Origin of the sequence: Labilibaculum manganireducens, assembly GCF_002843385.1 — a bacterium.
Lineage (GTDB): Bacteria > Bacteroidota > Bacteroidia > Bacteroidales > Marinifilaceae > Labilibaculum > Labilibaculum manganireducens.
In genome coordinates, this window is sequence record NZ_MVDE01000027.1 from 1 (window position 1) to 23,426 (window position 23,426).

At 36.0% G+C, this 23,426-nt stretch carries 18 protein-coding genes; 6 read left to right on the forward strand and 12 right to left on the reverse strand.

Annotated elements, in window-relative coordinates:
* Positions 1–780 precede the first annotated feature (780 nt).
* The gene (locus BZG01_RS15350) at positions 781–1,650 is read left to right on the forward strand and encodes a hypothetical protein (protein ID WP_101310724.1); all 870 of its coding nucleotides are present in this window, start codon (positions 781–783) and stop codon (positions 1,648–1,650) included.
* Positions 1,651–1,748: 98 nt separating this feature from the next.
* Here the strand turns inward: BZG01_RS15350 and BZG01_RS15355 are convergent, their stop codons facing one another.
* The 4 genes from BZG01_RS15355 to lipA form a co-directional block, all read right to left on the reverse strand.
* Entirely contained in the window at positions 1,749–2,981 is a 1,233-nt protein-coding gene (locus tag BZG01_RS15355; protein WP_101310725.1) for a uracil-xanthine permease family protein, read from the reverse strand.
* Positions 2,982–3,208: 227 nt separating this feature from the next.
* The gene (gene recJ / locus BZG01_RS15360; protein WP_101310726.1) at positions 3,209–4,918 is read right to left on the reverse strand and encodes a single-stranded-DNA-specific exonuclease RecJ; all 1,710 of its coding nucleotides are present in this window, start codon (positions 4,916–4,918) and stop codon (positions 3,209–3,211) included.
* 23 nt (positions 4,919–4,941) lie between these two features.
* Positions 4,942–5,646, reverse strand: coding sequence for a lipoyl(octanoyl) transferase LipB (lipB, locus tag BZG01_RS15365; RefSeq protein ID WP_101310727.1), 705 nt, complete (start codon positions 5,644–5,646; stop codon positions 4,942–4,944).
* A complete protein-coding gene (lipA, locus tag BZG01_RS15370; RefSeq protein ID WP_281256439.1) occupies positions 5,639–6,550 on the reverse strand; it encodes a lipoyl synthase in 912 nt (303 codons plus the stop codon). The genes lipB and lipA overlap by 8 nt, the downstream gene beginning before the upstream one ends.
* A gap of 487 nt (positions 6,551–7,037) precedes the next feature.
* Between lipA and lysS the strand changes: the two genes are divergently transcribed.
* From lysS to BZG01_RS15390, 3 genes are all read left to right on the forward strand, one after another.
* Complete coding sequence (gene lysS / locus BZG01_RS15380) at positions 7,038–8,759, forward strand: lysine--tRNA ligase (RefSeq protein WP_101310730.1); 1,722 nt, start codon at positions 7,038–7,040, stop codon at positions 8,757–8,759.
* A gap of 126 nt (positions 8,760–8,885) precedes the next feature.
* Positions 8,886–9,881, forward strand: a complete 996-nt coding sequence (locus BZG01_RS15385) for an NAD(P)H-dependent glycerol-3-phosphate dehydrogenase (protein WP_101310731.1) — start codon at positions 8,886–8,888, stop codon at positions 9,879–9,881.
* A 227-nt stretch (positions 9,882–10,108) separates the two neighbouring features.
* Positions 10,109–11,449: a glucose-6-phosphate isomerase gene (locus BZG01_RS15390; RefSeq protein WP_101310732.1), complete on the forward strand. Its 1,341-nt coding sequence runs from the start codon at positions 10,109–10,111 to the stop codon at positions 11,447–11,449.
* Between the two features lie 34 nt (positions 11,450–11,483).
* On the opposite strand, the gene BZG01_RS15395 is transcribed toward BZG01_RS15390, so the two are convergent.
* Complete coding sequence (locus BZG01_RS15395; RefSeq protein ID WP_180327345.1) at positions 11,484–11,789, reverse strand: hypothetical protein; 306 nt, start codon at positions 11,787–11,789, stop codon at positions 11,484–11,486.
* A 103-nt stretch (positions 11,790–11,892) separates the two neighbouring features.
* Here BZG01_RS15395 and BZG01_RS15400 point away from each other — a divergent pair, with 103 nt between their 5' ends.
* On the forward strand, positions 11,893–12,795 hold the full coding sequence (locus BZG01_RS15400) for a DMT family transporter (protein WP_101310733.1): 903 nt from the start codon (positions 11,893–11,895) through the stop codon (positions 12,793–12,795).
* On the opposite strand, the gene BZG01_RS15405 is transcribed toward BZG01_RS15400, so the two are convergent.
* Both BZG01_RS15405 and BZG01_RS15410 read right to left on the reverse strand, forming a co-directional pair.
* Entirely contained in the window at positions 12,792–15,293 is a 2,502-nt protein-coding gene (locus BZG01_RS15405; protein WP_101310734.1) for a PAS domain S-box protein, read from the reverse strand. The two genes, BZG01_RS15400 and BZG01_RS15405, sit on opposite strands and share 4 nt — an antisense overlap.
* Positions 15,294–15,475: 182 nt before the next feature.
* Positions 15,476–16,828 (reverse strand): cyclic 2,3-diphosphoglycerate synthase, encoded by a 1,353-nt coding sequence (locus BZG01_RS15410; RefSeq protein WP_101310735.1) that lies wholly within the window; start codon positions 16,826–16,828, stop codon positions 15,476–15,478.
* A gap of 300 nt (positions 16,829–17,128) precedes the next feature.
* On the opposite strand from BZG01_RS15410, the gene BZG01_RS15415 reads away from it, so the two are divergent.
* Positions 17,129–17,767, forward strand: coding sequence for an acyl carrier protein phosphodiesterase (locus BZG01_RS15415; RefSeq protein ID WP_101310736.1), 639 nt, complete (start codon positions 17,129–17,131; stop codon positions 17,765–17,767).
* On the opposite strand, the gene rodA is transcribed toward BZG01_RS15415, so the two are convergent.
* The 5 genes from rodA to BZG01_RS15440 are packed head-to-tail and all read right to left on the reverse strand — an operon-like array spanning position 17,706 to position 23,416.
* Positions 17,706–19,130, reverse strand: coding sequence for a rod shape-determining protein RodA (gene rodA, locus BZG01_RS15420; protein WP_101310737.1), 1,425 nt, complete (start codon positions 19,128–19,130; stop codon positions 17,706–17,708). The two genes, BZG01_RS15415 and rodA, sit on opposite strands and share 62 nt — an antisense overlap.
* A gap of 14 nt (positions 19,131–19,144) precedes the next feature.
* Entirely contained in the window at positions 19,145–21,001 is a 1,857-nt protein-coding gene (gene mrdA / locus BZG01_RS15425) for a penicillin-binding protein 2 (RefSeq protein WP_101310738.1), read from the reverse strand.
* Positions 21,002–21,019: 18 nt separating this feature from the next.
* On the reverse strand, positions 21,020–21,523 hold the full coding sequence (gene mreD, locus BZG01_RS15430; RefSeq protein WP_101310739.1) for a rod shape-determining protein MreD: 504 nt from the start codon (positions 21,521–21,523) through the stop codon (positions 21,020–21,022).
* The gene (gene mreC / locus BZG01_RS15435) at positions 21,520–22,347 is read right to left on the reverse strand and encodes a rod shape-determining protein MreC (protein ID WP_101310740.1); all 828 of its coding nucleotides are present in this window, start codon (positions 22,345–22,347) and stop codon (positions 21,520–21,522) included. Before mreC ends, mreD begins: the two co-directional genes overlap by 4 nt.
* A 46-nt stretch (positions 22,348–22,393) precedes the next feature.
* Positions 22,394–23,416, reverse strand: coding sequence for a rod shape-determining protein (locus tag BZG01_RS15440; RefSeq protein ID WP_101259803.1), 1,023 nt, complete (start codon positions 23,414–23,416; stop codon positions 22,394–22,396).
* Positions 23,417–23,426 lie beyond the last annotated feature (10 nt).

Genomic DNA, 23,426 nt, shown 5'->3' on the forward strand with positions numbered 1-23,426 from the left:
AAAAAATAAAAACGTGTCGTTGCCGTGAAATTAAAAATCATAGTACATCCTTTTTATGTGAATTTTAAGAATGTAAAAATCTAAAATCTTATCGAAAATCCATATGCGCTATTGTGGAGACGGATACCTCTAAATTATGGTTGTTAAAGGTATTAGTCAGCCGTTTACTTTGAAAAAGATCCTTCACTACCAATCGAAATGATTTTTTAGTTGAAAAATCACCTTGAATGACCGATCAGAACAAAATCGACCTTGAAAAATGACTTTGCACAACAGTTCATTCGAATTTTCAGTTGGTAAATTAACCGCACTATCAGTAGAGGCGATTTTTTAATTGAAAAATCGTCTTGCATAACAAGCAATGTTAAAAGTCATCTTGAAAAACGGCTTTGCTCATCAATCAAGTTGATTTTTTAAGGCCAAAAAGGACTTTGCACAACGTGCAAACACATTTACCAAAACTCAAACTCTCAATATTTCTTGTTTACTCTCATTTTGAGATTCCCGATATTGGAACAGAGGATTTTTGTGCATATTCTCAAACCCATCAAAGAGCTCAATCAATTCTCAAAACCATGTAAAACATTTACAATTCAATCAGTCTAAATGCCTAATTCAACAAACTCTACCTCAAAGTGAATTCATCACACGGGCACAACAAACATCATCTGTTTACACCATAAATTTCATCATTCAAGCAAATAATAGTGATGTTAGTCAAAACAATTTTATTCTTTCCTCGTAAAAAACAACATGTTACATCCAAATTAAGCTGAAGATATGAGAACGAAAATATTCTTAGGTTGGGCATTTCTTATTATACCAGGAATAATTTCCTGTTCCACATCGGAAGAAGATATGAATATGGAGATTCAAATTACCAATTCTGTGAATATTGAAGAAAATGCGATGGTGAACTGCATTTTAGAAGACCTTCTTTGCGAGGTGGAAAAAAATGTGATTGCAACCGATTATGGTACAAAGACGAAAGACAACACCAAAAGAGATTCAATTCCAGTTATTAAAGTAAGCGGTGACGATGAACCTCAAACTTCCACAAAAACAATAAGTATCAACTATGGATCAAGTAATCATACCGATCATCTGGGAAGATTAAAGCGTGGACAAATACACAACGAAATTACAGGAAGATACATGACGAATCAGACTCTTCAATCTATTCATTTCGAAGAATTTTGTATTAATAATTTAAAAATAGAAGGTCGTATTGAAATTACATCAAACGGTTTGAACGAATTTGACCAACTTAGCTTCACTATTTCATACGACAGTATTGTTTTAACCTCTTCAAACGGATTACAATACAGCATATCAGGTACTAAAACAAAAGAATGGATTGACGGATACGGCACCCCGGAAAACCCATGGGATGATCAATTTCTGGTTTCCGGTGAATGCCATGGAATCAATTCTGAAAACAGAGAATATCATTCAAAGATATCAACACCATTGTTAATAAGTCGCTCGTGCGAGTTCATTTTAGCCGGCGAAACTGAATTTCAAGTAGAAAATGAATCGGTATTTTATAGTTTTGGAGATAGTATGTGCGATAATAAGGGATACTATATCCGAAATGGCGAAACAAATAATTTTGAATTTGGAAGATATTCTTTTAGAGAAAAAAAGTAAACCCATAAATTTCTTGATGCACAAATGGTAATTTAGTTAGTATCAGACAAGAAAAGCCCCAAATTGGGGCTTTTTATTTATATCATTGAGATTTTTATTTATTTTTCCTTGCTTCCTTTTATTGGTCTGGAAGTATCTGGTAAAATTAAATTCAATATAACTCCTACCAAAGAAGCAAGACCAATTCCTGCTAAGGAGAAAGTTCCATATGAAATTTGTGCTCCACCAATTCCTACGGTTAGCACAATAGAAATAATCACCTGATTTCTGGTTTTTGAGAAATCTGTCTTGGCATCAATTAATGTTTTGATTCCAATACTGGCAATCATACCGAACAACAGCAGCATAATTCCACCCAAAACGGCTTGTGGAATTGTTTTAAGAAATGCACTTACTTTTCCGATAAGGGAAAATACTACTGCCGTAATTGCAGCAATTCTCAATACTCGCGGATCGGTAACTTTAGTTAATGCTATTGCTCCGGTTACCTCAGAATAAGTTGTATTTGGTGGTCCGCCAAAAAATCCAGCGAAAGCTGTTGCAATACCATCACCAAGCAGAGTTCTGTGCAAACCCGGATCTTTAACAAATTTTTTATTTGCCACACCTCCAATTGCATACATGTCACCTACATGTTCTATAATCGGGGCAAAAGCAACAGGAAGCATATATAATACAGCTCCCCAGTTTAATTCCGGACGAACAAAATCAGGCAACGCAAACCATGCAGCATCATTAATCGACGTAAAATCAACTTTTCCTAATACTATAGAGAGAATGTAACCAACAATAATTCCCACAAAAATAGGAATCAGCTTAATCATTCCTTTGCTGTAAACCACAATTAAAACTGCAGTTAATAAGGAAACAGAAGAAATAATCCAATTCGTTTTTGCCATATTTACAGCAACAGGAGCCAGCGAAAGACCAATAATCATGATTACAGGCCCCACCACAATAGAAGGAAATATTTTCTCGATTACGCCTAAGCCCCAAACTTTTATTATTGCAGAGACAACGCCATACACCAAACCAACGGCAATTAAACCAGAAAGAGCTCCCGGCAAACCATACAATTCCGTAGCGGCTACAATTGGGGCAATAAATGCAAAACTACTACCCAAAAAAACAGGAACCTTACCTTTTGTGATTAAATGAAAAATCAAGGTTCCGATTCCTGCTGTAAATAATGCGACTGATGGGTCAATACCGACTAATAACGGGACAAGGACTGTTGCGCCAAAGGCAACAAATAAGAACTGAATCCCGATAATAATTCTTTTCGCGGGACTATCAAAGTTCGGTGTGCTGGTTTCTTGAGACAGGATCATAAAATAGGTTTAGATTTTTTACAAATTGGCGCAAATATAGCAAGGATGCCTCGAAGAACAAATCCGAATAGTTGTTTTTAAAGAAGCTCTCTTTATGACGATCATGTTCAACATTCAATAAAACCAAGTGTTTCAAACACTCAGGTTATCGAAATAAAACAATCAAAAAAAAATGGAAATAAATTAATGAGCGGGAAGAAGCCAATTCCTGATAAATCTAAAATTATTTAGAACTTGATATCACGAACCATTAACTGAGTTTCAACTTTTCCCATGTACTCATTCTCCTGAAGTGAGTAACAGACATCAAATGGAACACCACTCGAAATTTTAGGATACAAATTCCCCATTGAAAAAGCAATACCTGCTTTTACATCTCCTTCGCGAATATCGTCAACAACTGAAAGTTTAAGATGCTCCTTATTTCTTCCTACCGGACGACTATAACCGTAATCGAGAACTTGTTCGCTCACAAAAACCGGGGTCATATTTTTTGGCCCGAAAGGCTCAAACTGTTTAATAATCCGGAAAAATTTAGGTGTAATATCAGATAATTTTATATTTGCATCAATCTTAACCTGAGGAACTAACATATCTTCTGAAATGTTATTTACCACATAATCTTCGAAACGTTTTTGGAACTCTCCAACATTCTCTATTTTCATAGTTAAACCTGCAGCATACTTGTGACCACCAAAGTTTTCCAGTAAATCACTGCATTCCGAAATTGCATTGTACAAATCAAAGCCGTCAACCGAACGAGCGCTTCCAGTAGCAAAACCATTCGATTCGGTAAGAATTACTGTTGGTTTATAATAATTCTCGATCATTCGCGAAGCAACAATACCAATCACTCCTTTGTGCCAGTTCCGATCAAAAAGAACAGTGCTTTTTTTAGCAAGCAACGCGCTGCTTTTTGCAACTCTTTCCAACGCTTCATCCGTAATACTATGATCCAATTCTTTGCGGTCTTCGTTCATCACATCAATTGTATCTCCTATTAATATGGCAGATTCCTCAGTATCAGCAATCAGCAATTGAACTGCCCGGTTGCCCGATTGAATTCTTCCGGCAGCATTAATTCTTGGGCCAACTTTAAAAACAATATCGTTTACTGTCAGATCTTTGTCAACTCCGGCTAAATTCAATATTGTTTTCAGTCCTAATCTCGGAGAATTATTTAGTTGTATCAATCCAAAATGGGCCAACACTCTATTCTCGCCGGTAATTGGGACAATATCCGAAGCTATACTAACAGCCAATAAATCAAGCAATGGTATCAACTCCTCAAATGGCCATCCCATTTTCTGAGCCAATCCCTGCATTAACTTAAAGCCAACTCCGCAACCCGATAACGCATCACAAGGATAATCGCAATCCAATCTTTTAGGATCGAGAACTGCAATCGCCTCTGGCAAAATATCGCCTGGTGTATGATGATCGCAAACGATAAAATCGATGCCTTTTTCTTTCGCGTATGCAATTTTACCAACGGCCTTAATACCGCAGTCCAATGCAATGATCAATTTAAAATTGTTATCCGCGGCGTAATCAATCCCTGCTGTCGAAACGCCGTAACCTTCCGAGTACCGGTCAGGAATATAATAATCTATAAAATCGAAGTGTTTTTTAAGATAAGTGTAAACAAGAGAAACAGATGTGGTTCCATCAACGTCATAATCACCATAGATCATAACTCTTTCTTGTTTCTGAATTGCTGTCTCTATTCTTTCAACAGCTTTATCCATATCTTTCATTAGGAAAGGATCGTGCAGATCATCGAGGCTGGGACGAAAAAACTTCTTTGCCATATCGAATGTAGTAATCCCACGTTGCACCAGCAAATCAGCGACTAAACGGTCAACACCAAGTGATTTCATAAGTGTTATAACCGTTCCTTCATCTCCCGGCTCATTGATTACCCATCTCTTTTCCATATTCTAGAATTTGGCTAGCTAAATTAGTCAATTTCAAGCGTCATATCAAACAGTTTAGTGATATGGCTCTTCAAATTATGTTTTACTTCTTCAATATCAAGCTCTTTGCCCAATTCTTTTTTTAAGGATGTTACTCCTTTATCAACAAATCCACACGGATTGATGTACTCAAAATATTTTAAATCGGTATTTACATTAAAAGCAAAACCATGCATGCTTACCCATCTGCTGATTCGCACACCAATAGCACAAATCTTGCGAACAGTAGGTTTCCCTACATCCAACCAAACTCCTGTCGCTCCTTCCAGCCGCGTTCCAACAATTCCATAATCGGCAATACAATTAATAACAGCTTGCTCCAGAGTTTCGATGTATTTTTTAATTCCCATATCGTAGGTTTCCAAATTTAAGATTGGATACCCAACAATTTGTCCCGGCCCATGATAGGTAATATCACCTCCGCGATTAATTTTATGAAAAGTTGCCTCTTTTGCCTGCAGCTGCAGCAAATCAAGAAGCATATTTTGTTCTTTCCCGCTTTTCCCCAGTGTATATACGTGCGGATGTTCGCAGAACAACAAATAATTGTTTGATAATTTTTTCTGATCAACCGGAAGATCGGCATTAGCCTGCTTGGATGTCAGAACTTCATTAAACAGGTTCTCCTGATAGTCCCATGCTTCTTTATAATCAATCGATCCCAAATCGCGAAATACAGTCTTAGTCATCTTTTAAACTCCTTTTTAAGTTTAACGCATTTACATGACGTTCTGCATGATACGAAGAACGCACCAAAGGTGTACTTTCTACAAATGCAAAACCTTTTTCCAAACCAACAGTCTCATATTGTTTGAACACCTCCGGAGTAATGTATTCCTGAACTTCCAAATGATTTTTTGTTGGCTGCAAATACTGACCAATTGTCATGACTCTGACTCCTACCTCAAGCAAGTCATCCATTACCTGATAAATCTCTTCTTCTTTCTCGCCCAAACCAAGCATTATTCCCGATTTAGCAACTATTCCCGAATCTGAAATTTGCTTTAACACTTTCAGACTAAGATCGTATTTAGCTTTGCTTCGAACTTCACGGGTTAATCTTCGAACCGTTTCCAAATTATGAGAGATCACCTCCGGATTCATATCAATCACTCTTTGAATGTCCTCCTCTTTCCCATTAAAATCGGGGATTAAAACCTCAAGTGTGGTTTCCGGAGTAGTTTCTTTTATACATTTTATGGTTTCTGCCCAAATTCCAGATCCTCCGTCTTCCAAATCATCCCGGTCAACAGAAGTTATTACAGCATGTTTTAAGCTCATCAGCTTAATAGAACGAGCCAATCTTTTGGGTTCTTTCCAATCTGCCTCAAGTGGCTTTCCTGTTGGAACGTTGCAAAATTTGCAGGCACGTGTACAAATATTTCCTAAAATCATAAAGGTAGCAGTTCCATTTCCCCAACATTCTCCAACATTCGGACATTTCCCGCTCGAACAAATAGTATGCAATCCATTCTCCTTTACTATTCCATTCACGTATGCATAATCGTCACCCTTTGGCAACTGTATTTTCAACCAATCTGGTTTTCTTCTTGTCTTCATTTTACTACTGCTTAATTTTTCCTGATGATTCAAAACGCTTTAGACTCTTTTCATCAACAATTTATAACTGATCAAAACACCACAAATAATCAATTGATTTTCAGCAACAAACACTACAGCAAAATTTGATTCCTAAATAAAAATAAATCCACGCAAAGGTATTCGAAACATTTCAACTTTTCATGAAATACCTTATATTTTTGCCTCTTTCGTGAATGTTTCGTTATATTTATTCAATCTAAATACCATTAATTTCATGCAATATTACCAATTATATTTGTCTTTACAATGGCATTTGAAACAACACATTTTTCGATTAAGAAATAGAAAAATTCACCAGTAAAGAAAATAAGCTTTCTTTTTAAATCTTTTGTAAACCCCCTAAGCTGGCAAACACAATCAATTCTCATACTTTTAATTAGCGCAATCAGCATTAAATCCAATAAGTAAAGCTATTGAAATTAATTATTTGGACAGATTATATTATCTTTGCACCCGAATAAACTTTATTGAGATTAAGATGAATGCGTTAGAACTTAGTGAACAAGAAATCATTAGAAGGAATTCCCTTAAAGAAATGCAGTCTATGGGTATCAACCCGTTTCCTGCGGCACAATATCATGTAAACAGCTTTTCTTCAGATATTCTGAAAGATTTCGATCCTGAAAAGAAGAACCTTCAAGAGGTTTGTATAGCAGGTAGAATCATGAGCAGAAGAATTATGGGTAAAGCTTCCTTTCTTGAACTTCAGGATTCGAAGGGAAGAATACAGGTTTACATTACAAGAGATGATATCTGCCCGGGCGAGGATAAAACCCTTTACAACACAGTATTCAAAAAACTGACTGACATTGGTGATTTTATTGGAATTAAGGGTTACGTATTTGTTACTCAGGTAGGTGAAACTTCGGTTCATGCAACCGAAATGACAATTCTTTCAAAATCTATTCGTCCGCTTCCTATTGTTAAGGAAAAAGATGGAAAAGTTTACGATGCTTTCAGCGATCCTGAAATGCGTTACCGTCAGCGGTATGTTGATTTGGTAGTAAACCCGGCTGTTAAAGATGTTTTCCTGAAAAGAACGAAAATCATCAACTCGATGCGCGAACTTTTCAACAGCAAGGATTATTTAGAGGTGGAAACACCAATCTTACAGGCTATTCCCGGTGGTGCTTCTGCCCGTCCGTTCGAAACACATCACAATGCATTGGATATTCCTCTTTACATGCGTATTGCCAACGAACTTTATCTGAAAAGATTGATCGTTGGGGGATTCGACGGAGTTTATGAGTTTGCGAAAGATTTTCGTAACGAAGGAATGGATCGTACTCACAATCCGGAATTTACAGTAATGGAAATCTATGTTGCCTATAAGGATTACAACTGGATGATGGACTTTACTGAAGAAATGATTGAAAAAATTGCGATGGATCTTCATGGCAAAACCAAATTAATGGTTGGCGATAAAGAAATTGATTTCAAGCGTCCTTTCAAACGTATTTCAATGATTGATTCCATTCTTGAATATACAGGAATTGACATCAATGGAATGGATGATATACAACTTCGCGAGGTTTGTAAAAAACTGAATATCGAAGTGGATGAAACCATGGGAAAAGGAAAATTAATCGATGAAATTTTTGGTGAGAAATGTGAAGGAAATTACATTCAGCCAACTTTCATTACCGATTATCCTGTTGAAATGTCTCCTCTTTGTAAAAAACACAGAGACAATCCGGAATTAACCGAGCGTTTCGAGTTAATGGTGAATGGAAAAGAGCTTTGTAATGCTTATTCGGAGTTAAATGATCCTATTGATCAGTTGGAGCGTTTTCAGGAACAAAACAAATTAAGTGAAAAGGGTGATGATGAAGCCATGTTTATTGATATGGACTTTGTTCGTGCTCTTGAATATGGTATGCCTCCTACATCTGGAATGGGAATTGGTATTGATCGGTTAACCATGTTGATGACCAACTCACAATCAATTCAGGATGTATTGTTCTTTCCGCAAATGAGACCTGAGAAGAAAGCTGCAGTTGACAGTGATGACAAATTTGTTGCATTAGGGATTGCTCCTGAATGGATGCCAATAATTCGTAAAGCAGGATTCCAGACTGTCAGCGCTTTAAAGGAAGAGAAGTCGACAAAACTTCATCAGGATATTTGTGGCTGGAATAAAAAGCTAAAAATGGGATTAAAAAACCCAAGTCAGGAAGAAGTAGCAGAGTGGTTGTCTTAATTCCCGCTTTAAAATATTTTCATATCGGAGGTCGGGAATTTCTCCCTTCCTCCGATATTTAGTAAATTAGAGATCTGATCGTTACAGAAATAATTCTCTAACAACAGCAGACTTATCAATAAATTCATGAACAAATCATCAAAAATTGCCATAATTGGTGGTGGTAGCTGGGCTACAGCTATTGCTAAAATCTTTATGGAAAATGTAGCAGAAATCAACTGGTACATGCGCAATCCGGATACCATTGACCAATTTAAGGAATTAGGTCATAACCCACGCTACATTACCGGTGCGGAATTTGACATCGACAAAATCAATTTTTCTCATAATATTGATGAAATCGTAACAAATTCTGACATCATTGTTTTTGCAATACCATCCGCATTCTTGAAGAATGCACTTAAGAATCTTACGGTTAGCCTTGAAGATAAATTTGTTGTATCAGCAATTAAAGGTATTGTTCCCGATGAAAATATGATTATTGGTGAATTCTTTAATGAAAAATACAATGTGCCAATTGACAACATCGGAGTAATTTCCGGACCATGCCATGCGGAAGAAGTTGCATTGGAACGATTATCATATTTAACGATTGCCTCTCAGAATACAAAAAAAGCAAGAGTTTTGGCTCTAAAAATGGAATGTGCATACATTAAAACAACCATTTCCGATGATATTTACGGAACTGAATATTCGGCTGTTCTAAAAAATGTTATTGCCATCGCTTCAGGTATTTGTCACGGACTTCGTTATGGCGATAATTTTCAAGCCGTGCTGATATCAAACGCAATTCAGGAAATTAAACGATTTGTAGATACGGTTCATCCCATCACAAGAGATATTAAAAGTTCAGCTTATTTAGGCGATTTATTGGTTACCTGTTATTCTCAATTTAGTAGAAACAGAACTTTTGGAACCATGATTGGGAAAGGATATTCTGTAAAATTTGCTCAGTTAGAGATGCATATGATTGCCGAAGGATATTATGCGGTTAGTTGTATCAAAGAAATTAATGATAAATACAAGGTTCACATGCCAATTACCATGGCTGTTTATAATATTCTGTACGAAAAAATATCTCCTGCTATGGAAATCAAATTATTAACAGAAGATTTACGTTAAAGTTATTTTTCAATTGTAAATTTGTACTTTGAAAAACTTTTCATTTTACAAAAGTAAAAGTAACGCATTGCATGAATGCAGAATAGGAGTGATTGCAAAAACATTCATCAATTATTTTAGTTTGAAATACATTTAATTAATTATACACATTAAACCCATTTCTGTCTTTCGCTCTGAGGGGGTATCGGTTCTGACAGATCTGGATTTTACTACTTAATTTGAAAATAATGGAACACATCAAGTTGAGCTTTGAAAAATCTTTAAACTTCGTAAGTAAGGAAGAGATTTTCAAATTTAAAGAAGAGAGTCAAAAACATTTAACTGCTCTTCAAAAAGGAACCGGTAAGGGAAATGACTATGTTGGATGGGTAGATTTACCTTCTCAGATTACTGAAGAGGAGCTAAATGATATCGAAGCAACCGCTTTATCTTTGAAAGATAAAGTAGAAGTATTGGTAGTTATTGGTATTGGAGGATCGTACCTGGGTGCAAAAGCTGTTAACGATGCTTTGGCTCATAGTTTCGATCAACTGAATATCGGTAACGAAAATCCGCTTGTATTGTATGCCGGACAAAATATCAGCGAGGACTATCTGTTCGAGTTAATGGACATTTTAAAAGACCTTGAGTTTGGTATTTGTGTAATATCTAAATCGGGAACAACTACCGAACCTGCTATTGCCTTTCGTTTGTTAAAAGAACTTTTGGAAGAAAATGTTGGCAAAGAGGAAGCTCGTGAAAGAATTATCGCTATTACAGATGCATCAAAAGGAGCTCTTAGAACTCTTGCTGTTCAGGAAGGCTACAAAACATTTGTAATTCCTGATGATGTTGGTGGTCGTTTTTCGGTTTTAACTCCTGTTGGATTGCTTCCTATTGCGGTTGCAGGTCACGACATCAAGGAATTGGTAAAAGGCGCTAAATCGATGCAGGAATATTCAATAGCAACGGCATTCGAAGAAAATCCTGCTTTGCTATACGCAGCTGCCAGAAATGCTCTCTACGCAAAAGGCAAAGGAATTGAAATTTTAGCCAATTACAATCCAAAACTGCACAATGTAGCCGAATGGTGGAAGCAACTTTACGGTGAAAGTGAAGGAAAAGAAAACAAAGGTATCTTCCCTGCAAGTGTTGATTTCACAAGTGATTTACACTCAATGGGACAATACATTCAGGAAGGACAACGTAATATTTTCGAAACTGTTATTTCAATTGCTAAACCCAACCATACTGTAATTATTCCTGAAGATAAAGACAATCTTGACGGTTTGAACTTTTTGGCTGGAAGACGCATTGACGCGGTGAATAAAATGGCAGAATTAGGCACCCAATTGGCTCATGTTGATGGCGGTGTTCCAAATCTAAGAATTGAAATGCCTCAGTTGAATGAATTCTACTTAGGTGAATTGCTTTATTTCTTTGAAATTGCCTGTGGTGTAAGCGGTTACATTTTGGATGTAAACCCATTTGACCAACCCGGTGTTGAAGCATACAAAAGCAACATGTTTGCTTTGCTTGAAAAACCAGGTTTCGAGGAAGAAACTAAAAAAATCAAAGAGAAGTTGTAGTCTCAATTTCAATACTATTAAAAAAAGATCAGCTTTAGAGTTGATCTTTTTTTATTTCCTCACTTTGCAGCTCTTCTGCTAAACTCTTTTTTGTATTCCTTCGAATCCGTATTTTTTTCCCCGCAAACTGCCCCAAAAAGAAAGCACTCACCATAATTGGATAGGTGTATAACTGAAAGCCCAAACCAAACAAATGCCGAAACAGGATTACAAATGGAATGGGTGCATGAATACAGACAAACCACATTACTGAGAATTTTTTAAATCCTTGCCTGATAAATCCAAATGGTACATTCAAAATAAAAGTTGAGAGAGCTGCAAAAAGTAAATTTAGTTCCATGCAAACGAATATAATTATAATATCTAATAAAACGGGGCGTAATCTCCTTAATAAAAACAAACTAATTTATTTACATTTGCCACAATTAAAAATGCCCTGAACGATGCAGTACTCATCTAAACTGAAAGGAAGCTTGTTGGCTCTATTGGCAACCATCAGTTTTTCGAACATATATATTTTCAGCAAACTGGCGATGAAAGATGTCAATCTTGCCTCTTTTGGGCTGTTGTGGTTTGCCTTTGCCCTGCTGTACAATTATCTGTACTATTATTTTTTTACTGACAGAAAAAAAATAAACTCATTATCAAAAAAATCAAAATTTATTTTAATTCTAATCGGATGTTCTGAGGTAATATCAATGTCTGCATTCTTTCTCTCAATAAAACTGACTGAAAATCCTGCAATAGTCTCATTCCTTGCAAATACCAGCCCTATATTTGTAATTTTCATTGGATTTGTTTTTCTGAGAATAAGATACAATTTCATGGCTGTAATCGGAATTGTAGTTACTCTTAGCGGCGTTGTTCTAATCAATTATAACAAAACTGTTTCTGATTTGGGAAGTTTTGTAACACCGGCAAGTATTGCAGCGCTTGTTTTTGCACTATTTTACGGAGTAAGCCTGGTGCTTGCCCGATCTGAGATTAAAACAATTCCTTCTACGATGATTACGGTTTGCCGATCGTCGTTTCTTTTTCTGGGATTTGCATTGTATAACCTCTTCATCTTCGAAGTGCCGCACTACACGGCAGACTCACTGCTTTACATCAGTATCGGATCCATTTTTGGGCCGTTTTTGGGTGTAACCCTTACATTCGCCTCCTTAAAATTTGTCGATGCGTCAATCACTACCTTAATTTGTACATCAAGAAGTTTCTTTATTGTTATAGGAGCCTTTCTTTTTATGGATCTCTTGCCTGACAACTATCAATTATTAGGTGGGATTTTTATCATTTTGGGAATTGCACTAATCACGATTGGTGATATCCGACAGAAATCGAATTAATTCAGAACCCTTTTTACCTCGGTTAAAAAATCATCTTTAGTAATTGGCATTGTAATATAACCATGGCATCCGGCTTCAATACAACGCTCTTCTTCCCCTTTTATAGTATAAGCTGTCTGAGCAATCACTTTTGTATCCTGATTCCCGTTTTTTATTAAAGCCAAACAATCTTTCGTCGATTTACTATAAATGTTCATATCAAGAATAAGCAAATCAGGCGTTAATTCATTCAACATGTTTATCATGATATTCTCATTTGAAGCATGAGAAATAGTAACATCTTCACCATCAAATAATTTTTGCAAATAAAGAAATGAGTTATAATCTTCTTCTGCAATTAATACCGATTTTCGGCCAATAGACTCCGCCCGCATTACAACTTGTGAATCATCAGCACCAATCGTTTCATTTTTAGAATAAGGTAGTGTAAAATAAAAAGTACTGCCTTTTCCAACTACCGATTCGAACCTGATTTCACCTCCCAGAAGCTCAACAAGTCCTTTTGAAATGCTTAAACCTAATCCTGTTCCATCAGTAAACTGCTCTTCATCTCCTTGTCTGAAACGTTCAAAAATGATATCATGTCTGTTTTTAGGTATTCCGCAGCCTTCATCTTTCACATATACTTCAATTACTGTCTGCGACAAATATTCTTTAAAATTATACCCAACTTCCACCTTACCCACTTCTGAAAATTTGATTGCATTATTAAGCAAATTATCCAGAATTTGATGAAACCGATTAGAATCTGTAAAAACAGAAAGTCTTTCATACTCTTCCGGCAAATTCAAAACCAACTCGATATTGGGTTTGCTTTCTAATAACACTCCTCTTTTAACCACCTCTATACCACTTACAAATAATTCGTGCAAATTGGTTTCCATTCTATGTACCGCCACCTGATCCAATTCCAATTTAGAAATATCTACAATATCATCAATAAGCTGTAACAGTCTATTCCCTGAATTTTGAATAATATTTATATACTGGGATTTTTCAGCATCATCCAATTCTGAATCAACAAGCAATTCTGAAAATCCCATAATTGCATTCATTGGAGTACGTATCTCATGACTCATATTAGCAAGAAAAATCGATTTCAACTTATCACTTTCCTCAGCCTTTTCTTTCGCCTTTAACAGCTCTCTTTCAGCCAGCTTTATATCCGTAATATCTCTTGAAACACCTAGAACTCCGAGTAACTTTCCCTCTACATCGTGCATTGGAGTTTTAATCGTCTCAGTTAGAAGTCTGTTTCCACTGGTAGCTGAAACAGCCCAATTGGTAAAGCGAACGCTTTTCGCACTATTTAAAACCTCCAAATCTTTTTCCCAGTAAAAATCAGCAATCTCCCGCGGATAAAAATCATAATCTGATTTGCCAATAAGAGCATTTCCCTTTAACCCATTAAATTTTTCGAAGTTTCTATTACAAGACAGATATATTCCCTTTGGATCTTTTAACCAAATCATTTCAGGAACAGTTTCTATCAGTATTTTTAAATGAGCTCTTTCATTTTCAACCAACGCCATGGCATTCTTACGCAAAGAAATATCACGAACCATAGCCCAAAATCCTTTGGGTTTACCTTTTTCGTCCTTCAACAAATAGATACGCAGTTCAACAGGAATCAAACTTCCACCTTTTCTTATACACTCCTTTTCATATACTCTGGAACTTCCGGATACGAGAACCTCTTCTTCCATTATCTTCTGCTCAAATTCAAGCCACTTTAAAGGGGTTAAATCATGACAATTCATGTGCAGCAACTCGTCAGAGGAGTAACCAAGCATTTCTTTGAATGCTGTGTTAAATTCGATCACATTGGCATCCATATCCAAAACAACAAATGCATCGTTCATGCTTTCATACAAACGCGAATACTTTTCCTTTGTTCTGCTTAACGCGATTTTATTAGCCCTGTTTTGTAATTGTCGGTTCATGAATAATCCCAGCAACATATTGCCCAGTGGATAAATAGTTAGCAAGGGCCAGGAAATTTGCAGCAAAGTTGGCATCGTTTTTTCTGAAGGCAAAAATACAGAGCAACTAATCATCGCCAAATGAACGGCGACTCCTAAAAGTAAATATTTCAACCAATAAGATTTAACACCTATTTTAGTCCATATTTGTTTCCATAAAATACCTATCACACCAGAACTGATTATAACAGCAATTCCCATAAACATTCCTTCTCCACCTAAAATAAACCGATAGGTACCTGTAATTAGAATTGCAATAATGGTAGGAATTACGCCAAAAAATAACCCGGAAATGGAAAGAATAACCGAACGCGTATCAAAAACGACTCCAGTTGCCATTTCCCAGGAAGAAAGCATAAGAACAACACCAATAGCACCTACAATTCCACCTGCTAATAATTGCTCCCATATGGATTTAAGACCAGTTCTTCTCACCCACAAATAATCATACAACATACTAAACGACAGCAATATTGCAGTATTCTGTATTAAACTTAGAAACATGGAATTATTCATAAATAAAGTAGTAGTAATTTCCTATTGTGGTTATAGTCTAAATAAGAGTGTTTTATCTCTTATTTACAAAAAATGTATACTTCATTTTCTAAATAAAGTTTTGTTTTCATTCATATTTTATAATAAAAAAAAGAGCAGATTAAATCTACTCTCTTACAATAAAAATAAAATTACTTCACTATTTAAGCCATTTCCTTATTCAAATGATGCTTTTCAGTAAACTGATTTATTACATGAGATAATTTTGGATACCCAATCTCTTCCAAATCATAATAAACCCGCGTTGTAGGTTTTTTAATATTGATAATCCGGTTTAAATCTATTGGAGTACCAATAATAACAGAATCGCAATCGCTGCTGTTAATGGTAGTTTCCAAATCCTTAAGCTGTTGATCGGAATAGCCCATCGCAGGTAAAATATTACCAATGTTTGGATAAATTTCGTAGGTTTCTTTCAACTTGCCTGCAAGAAAAGGTCGGGCATCAATCTCTTCGGCAGCGCCAAATTTACGTGCAGCAATTGTGCCTGCGCCAATCTTCATTTCACCATGAGTTAAAGTCGGTCCGTCTTCTACTATTAAAACACGTTTGCCACGAATCAACTCAGGATGATCAACGGTGATTGGTGAAGCTCCATCAATTACAATGGCGTTTGGATTTGCCGATGCAATATTTTCGCGGACTGTTTGAATTCCTTCCGGAGCGGCTGAATCCATTTTATTAATAACAACAACATCAGCCAACCGAAGATTAACTTCTCCCGGATAGTAATTCATTTCGGCTCCCGGACGATGAGGATCCGCAACTGTAATTGTTAAATCTGGTTTGTAAAAAGAGAAATCATTATTACCTCCATCCCACAAAATAACATCACATCCATCCGGATCTTCCTCTGCCGCACGAACAATCGCCTCATAATCAACTCCGGCGTAAATTATATTTCCACGAGTAACATGTGGTTCATATTCTTCCATTTCCTCAACAGTACAATTGTGTTTTTTCAAGTCATCAACTGTTGCAAAACGTTGTACTTTTTGAGCAACCAAATCCCCATAAGGCATTGGGTGACGTATTGCAATCACCTTTAATCCTTTATTCATTAATTCTTCAATAACCTTTCTGGACGTCTGTGATTTACCACAACCGGTTCTTGTTGCAACCACAGCTATAACAGGCTTATGACTTTTTATCATAGTATCCCCAGGTCCCAATAACTTAAAGTTAGATCCTGCCGCATTAACAACCGCACTAACGTTCATTACTTTTTTATACGGAACATCCGAATAAGAAAAGACACAATCATCTACACAATGTTCTTTAATCAATTTAACCAAATCCTCTTCTGCATAAATTGGAATTCCCTCCGGATACAATTCTCCGGCCAATTCGGCAGGATATTTTCTTCCATCAATATCAGGAATTTGAGCTGCAGTAAATGCAACTACATTGTACTCCGAGTTGTCTCTAAAGTAAGTGTTGAAATTGTGAAAATCACGACCTGCAGCACCAATAATAATGACATTCTTTTTAGCCATAACTTCTGTTTCTTAAGTTAAAATTAATATTAGGTATGAATACTTAAAATTAAAACTTTAAAGGATTTTTTCTAATTTTAACGACTTTAAGTTATAGATTTTGAGCCTGTTGCTTAACACGAGCAAAAAAATTGACTTTGTCACAAAACTGTCATAACTTATTTAGTTTTTCCGTTGTTATAAAACTTTTAAACTTCCATATTGTCAATACCCAAACACTTTCCCTTAAAAAAAGAAAATACAAAATTGAATCGAAATTATTATTTATTGCTTATTTTCGGGAAACAAGACTGATGAAACATGAATTTTTTAGCACACCAATACCTTTCAGGTGATTCGGAGAAAGTGAAGATTGGGAACTTTATTGGTGATTACATTAAGGGTAATAAATACAAGAATTATCATCCCGAAATTCAAAAAGGCATTCTCCTGCATCGAAATATTGATCACTTCACTGATCATCATCCAATTGTTTTACAAAGTTCAAACAGACTTAAAAATGGATATAAAAGATACTCAGGAGTTATTGTCGATATGATATATGACCATTTTTTAGCAAAAAAATGGAATAAATATCATACTCAGCCCATTTCAAGCTTTGTCAGCAAATCACATGAAATATTAGTGAAGAACTATTTGATTCTTCCTCAGAAAGTAAAACTGTTTCTTCCCTTCTTAATTCAAAGCAGAAGATTAGAAAGCTATTCAACAATTGACGGTTTACAAACTGCATTAAAAATCATGTCACGCAGAACCAGTTTGCCCGATCAGACCGATTATGCAATAAAAACACTCCTCGATCAATATGATGATATTGAAACTGAATTTGACTGCTTCATGAGTGCTCTCATTAGCTATGTCAGCAATGAACATCAAATTATCGTAGCAACTCCATACGATTGGCATCTAAACGAAGAAAAACGAATAACAAAATTGTAAACGCCCACAAGGAAGATCCACCATAACTAAAAAACGGCAAAGGAATTCCTATAACCGGAGCAAGGCCAATTGTCATACCAACATTTATTGCCATATGAAAAAACAATATACAAGCTACTCCATATCCATATATCCGACTAAAAGGAGATCGTTGCCTTTCGGACAAAAACAACAAACGGATTATTAATATCAGTAAAAGGAATAAAACCGCAGCAGAACCAATAAATCCCCATTCTTCGCCTACTGTACAGAAAATAAAATCGGTACTTTGTTCGGGAACAAATTTAAATTTCGTTTGTGTTCCATTCAAAAATCCTTTTCCTGAAAATCCTCCGGATCCAATTGCAATTTTTGATTGAGCCACATTATATCCTGCACCGGAAGGATCTGACTCAATTCCCAACAAGTCGTTTATGCGTTCTTGCTGATGAGATTCCAAAACATTTTCAAACAAATAACTCACCGAAAATGTGAGAAACAAGCTGCCAACAGCAATCAACAAAACCCAAACGACATTCTTAAGTCGTTCTCTATAAATATAATATAAGAAGGGTACAATATTTAAACTTACTGATAGTACTAATATCATATAGGTGGAAACATCCAATTGCAAAGCTTTAACTACACCCCAAACCAAACCAAAACCGATAAATAATGCTGACAGACCAATTATTATTTGTTTGAACCGAAGCCCCATAAACTTCAGACATACAAAAGAAAATCCTAAAATCATCAGAAGCACATATAACTTGGCTAAAAGAAGTGTTACTATAAATAATACGGCAGATAAAAAACCAACAAATAAAACAACACCTGAAAGTCCTTCCCTGTATAACACCAATATGAAAACCACATATACCAAAGCCGATCCGGCGTCTCGCTGCAGAATTATTAAAACAGCCGGAGTAAATAAAATAACTCCTGCTACAACCAAAGACTTAAATTTGTGTATTTTAAAATTAAACTGGCTTATGTATCGTGAAATGGCCAGACAAGTTGCAAATTTTGCAAACTCTGCAGGTTGTAAACGAATTCCGCCAATCTCAAACCATGATCGGGCACCGTTGACTTCCCTTCCAAATATTAGTACGGCAACAAGTAGGAAAATCATGACCAGATAGGTGGGATAAGCGAATGCGGAGAAAAATTTACCTTCTATAATCAGAATAACCATCGCAAGGAAGAAAGCTGCTCCTATCCACATTAATTGTTTTCCATATCTCTGACTAATATCAAAAATACTTTGATGTTCTTCGTTGTATACTGCGGCGTAAATATTTATCCATCCAAGAAAAACAAGCAGAACATATATAAAAATTGTCCACCAATCCAGATTCTTTATTAAACTTACCTTTCTTGTCATCCCAACGTTAATATTTATTCAACAACTCCTGTACTGGGAGCTGCTGCCTGATTAATTAAATCAGCATCAAGCATCCTCTTTTCCAGCCATTTTTTGTTTTCAGAAATCTCCCCTTTTAGATATTTCTCGATCATTAAACCTGAAATTGGGGCTGCATATCTACTTCCCCACACTCCATTTTCAACATAAACAACAATAGCAATCTTCGGATTTTCTCTTGGTGCAAATGCAACAAAAACAGAATGATCTGCTTCGTCAGAATTCTGAACTGTTCCTGTTTTACCACACACACGAATATCTTTAATCGCTGCCAATGCTCCGGTACTTCCCTCACCTCCTGTAACTACCATTTCCATACCATCAATTACAGGTGTAAAATTAGAAGAGTCTACACTAGTATAATGTTTTTCCAGATACTTTTTCCCCAAAGCCCCATCCTCACCAACAGCCTTTACGATATGAGGAATATAATAATAGCCTCTATTGGCAATTGCAGCTACCATATTTGCCATCTGCATTGGTGTTATCTGCAGTTCACCCTGTCCTATAGCCAGGGAAATTGCATTTAAGGCCCTCCAATTCTTACGATACTTATTCTGATAATATTCGTTTGTGGGAATAGAACCTGTTTTTTCATTCGGTAAATCAATGCCAAGTTCACTTCCGAAACCAAAAGAAGTGACATCCTTTCTCCATGCAGTATACCCGTCCTGAACAGAACCAAACTTAGGACTTTCCAAAATGTAACGAAATACATTTGCAAAATAAGCATTACAGGATTGCTGAATTGCATGACGCAAATCCAAAGGAGATGCATGAGAATGACATCCCATCGTAAAATTACCAACATGATAACCGCTGTGACATTCAAATCTTGCAGCAGGGCTAATTACGTTTTCCTGAAGAGCCACCAATGCATTTACCAATTTAAATATTGACCCTGGAGGATACAGCGCTTGCATTGTTCGGTCAAACAAAGGCTTCAATGAGTCATTTTGAACCATCATCTGATAATTCTTATTCATTGCACGCCCAACAAACATTTCAGGATCATATCCCGGACTGGATACTTTTGCTAAAATTTCACCAGTATGGGGTTCAATCGCAACAATTCCGCCTTTTTTATTTTGCATCAACAACTCACCGTATTGCTGTAAATCTATATCTAAACTCGTGTGCAAATTTTTACCTGAAACTGCTTTTTCATCGAATTTCCCATTCCGAAATGATCCTTTTATTCGATTAAAAACGTCAACCCAATAAATCTTTACTCCCTTTTCGCCGCGAAGCTCTTTTTCATATGTTCTTTCTATACCACTTTTCCCAATATAGTCTCCTTGTCTAAAATACGGATCACTTTTAATCTCCTGGTTGGTTACTTCTCTAAGATATCCTAATGCATGAGCTGCACTTTTTAATGGATATTTCCGCAATGTTCTCGTCTGAACAAAGAAACCGGGAAATTTATATAACTTCTCCTGCAAAACAGCATATCTTTCAGACGACAACTGTTTTAAAAAAATAGATGCCTTTCGATAAGAATAATGCTTTGCCTTAGCAATCCCTTCAATTAATTCTAATTTTTCAATTCCCAATAGTTGGCAAAAATCTGTCGTGTCAAAAACTTCCAATTGTCTGGGAATCAACATCAGATCGTAAGCGGCCTGATTGTACACCAACAATTTTCCATTCCTATCATAAATCAATCCCCTTGCCGGATATTGTGTTACCTGCCTTTGAGAATTATTCTCAGCAGATAATTTATAGGTGTCATCAATTATTTGAAGGTTAAATAAACGGATAATGAAAATTAGAACAACCAGAATGAATATTCCGCCAATAATGTATTTTCGGTTTGAGAAATTATTCATTTTATATTATTAATTGATCTATTTTTTAAACAGTAAGAATTGAGATGTAATGAGTAAGCTTAAAGTAAATAATGTACTAAGAATGATCCTGGTTATGGTTTCACTTAGATTGGAAAAAGAAAATACTTCTATAAAAAACAAAAAGCTATGATGAGCAATGACTAATATCAAGCAATACTTAAAGAACCATCCAAATCCATAATGAAGAATACTCGGCGTTGTTCCTTGTTCATAACCATCTCTTACAGACAAATAATTTAATATGTATGGACGCAAGTACGCCATAAAGACACTGGCGGATGCGTGCATACCAAGAGTATTGGAAAAAACATCTACACTTAATCCCAAAAAAAACGACAAAACCAACAAAAGCCAGTTTGGAGTCTCAAATGGAAGTAATAAGATGAATAAGATATACATATAAGGATTTAAAAAACCACTTATTTGAATATTATTTAATATGGCAACCTGAATAAATACAAGAACCACAAATCTTATTATGTTTTTTACGATTTGATTCATTCGACCACCTCCTTTTCAAGTTCCAAGCGTTCAGTTTTCATCAAATCACCAATAACTTTCACGTATGACAAACTTTTAAAATCATTGGAAAAGGCGATTACCAATTCATGAAAATTACCTCCTGAGCTTGGTAAAATTTCCTGTACTGTACCCAGCAATATTCCCTCTGGAAAAATTGATGAATAACCACTGGTAACAATTGTATCTCCTGTCTGAATTAACACATGTATCGGAACTTCATACAAACGCGCTGATTTATAATCCCTTCCATCCCAGGAAAGGGAACCAAAATAATTGTTCTTCTTAATTTTAGCCGAAACACTTATTCGGCTATTCAATAAAGAAATTACGGTTGAAAAATTATTTGAAACACTTTTTACAACACCAACAACACCATGATCTGTAACTACAGCCATCTCTGGCTGAATGCCATTTAACCTGCCTTTATTCAAAGTAATATAATTCAGTTGTTTATTAACAGAATTATTAATTATTTTGGCGGTTCGATAAAGGTATTGCTGTTGATATAAGGAATCATTATAGAGAACAGACGAATCGACTGACATCTTGTATGATTCAGCCAGAATATTTTTCAATCGGGTATTTTCTTTATTTAATTCTTCGTTTGTTTCAGCCAAAGCCAAATAATCGGTCGTTGATGAAACTTTTTCATAAAGACTTCCGGTAAGGGCGTTACTCGAATTCAGGTACTCTGTCTTTTGATAGTTATTGTAACTGACTAACAATAACATGCAAAAAATTTCAATTACAACAAAAATGATCGTAAAATGAAATCTTACGATAAAATGTAATAAATTCTTCATTCAAAAAATCAAATCCCTGTTAAACCAAAATAAGTTTCGTTCCTGATTATCTCATCAGAAACGAAAACTTATCTACATTTTTTAATGCAATTCCAGTACCACGTGCAACTGCCCTTAATGGATCTTCCGCAATGTGAAATGGAATATTTATTTTATCTGTTAATCGCTTATCTAATCCACGAAGCAATGCACCACCACCGGCAAGGTAAATTCCTCTATTTACAATATCAGCGTATAATTCCGGAGGTGTTTGCTCCAATGCACTTAAAATTGCGATTTCAATTTTCGAGATTGATTTCTCCAGACAATGAGCAATTTCCTGATAAGATACAGGCACTTCAATTGGAAGTGCTGTCATCTGATTTGGTCCTTGCACCCGGAAATCATTTGGTGGCTCTTCCAACTCAGACAATGCAGATCCAACCTGAATTTTTATTTCCTCAGCAGTTCTTTCACCAATTTTTATATTGTGCTGATGACGCATATACTCCTGTATATCAGAAGTCAAATCATCACCTGCAATACGAATCGATTTATTCGTTACAATTCCACCCAATGAGATCACTGCAATTTCAGTTGTTCCTCCTCCTATATCTACTACCATATTTCCTTCAGGCGCTTCAACATCAATACCGATACCGATAGCTGCCGCCATTGGCTCATAAATCATGTATACATCACGTCCTCCGGCATGCTCAGAAGAATCACGTACCGCTCTCATTTCAACTTCCGTACTTCCCGAAGGAATACAAATCACCATGCGTAATGATGGTGGAAACAGACGAGGTTTTTTGTTGATCATTTTGATCATCCCGCGAATCATTTGCTCTGCAGCATTAAAATCAGCAATTACGCCATCTCTAAGCGGACGAATCGTTTTTAGGTTTCCGTGGGTTTTGCCCTGCATCTGGCGAGCCTTTTCGCCAATCGCAACCATTTTTTCGGTGCGACGATCAATAGCTACAATTGATGGTTCATCAACTACAATCTTATCATTACAGATAATAATCGTATTTGCTGTCCCTAAGTCAATCGCGATCTCCTGAGTTAAAAATGAAAAAAATCCCATATGGTAGTAT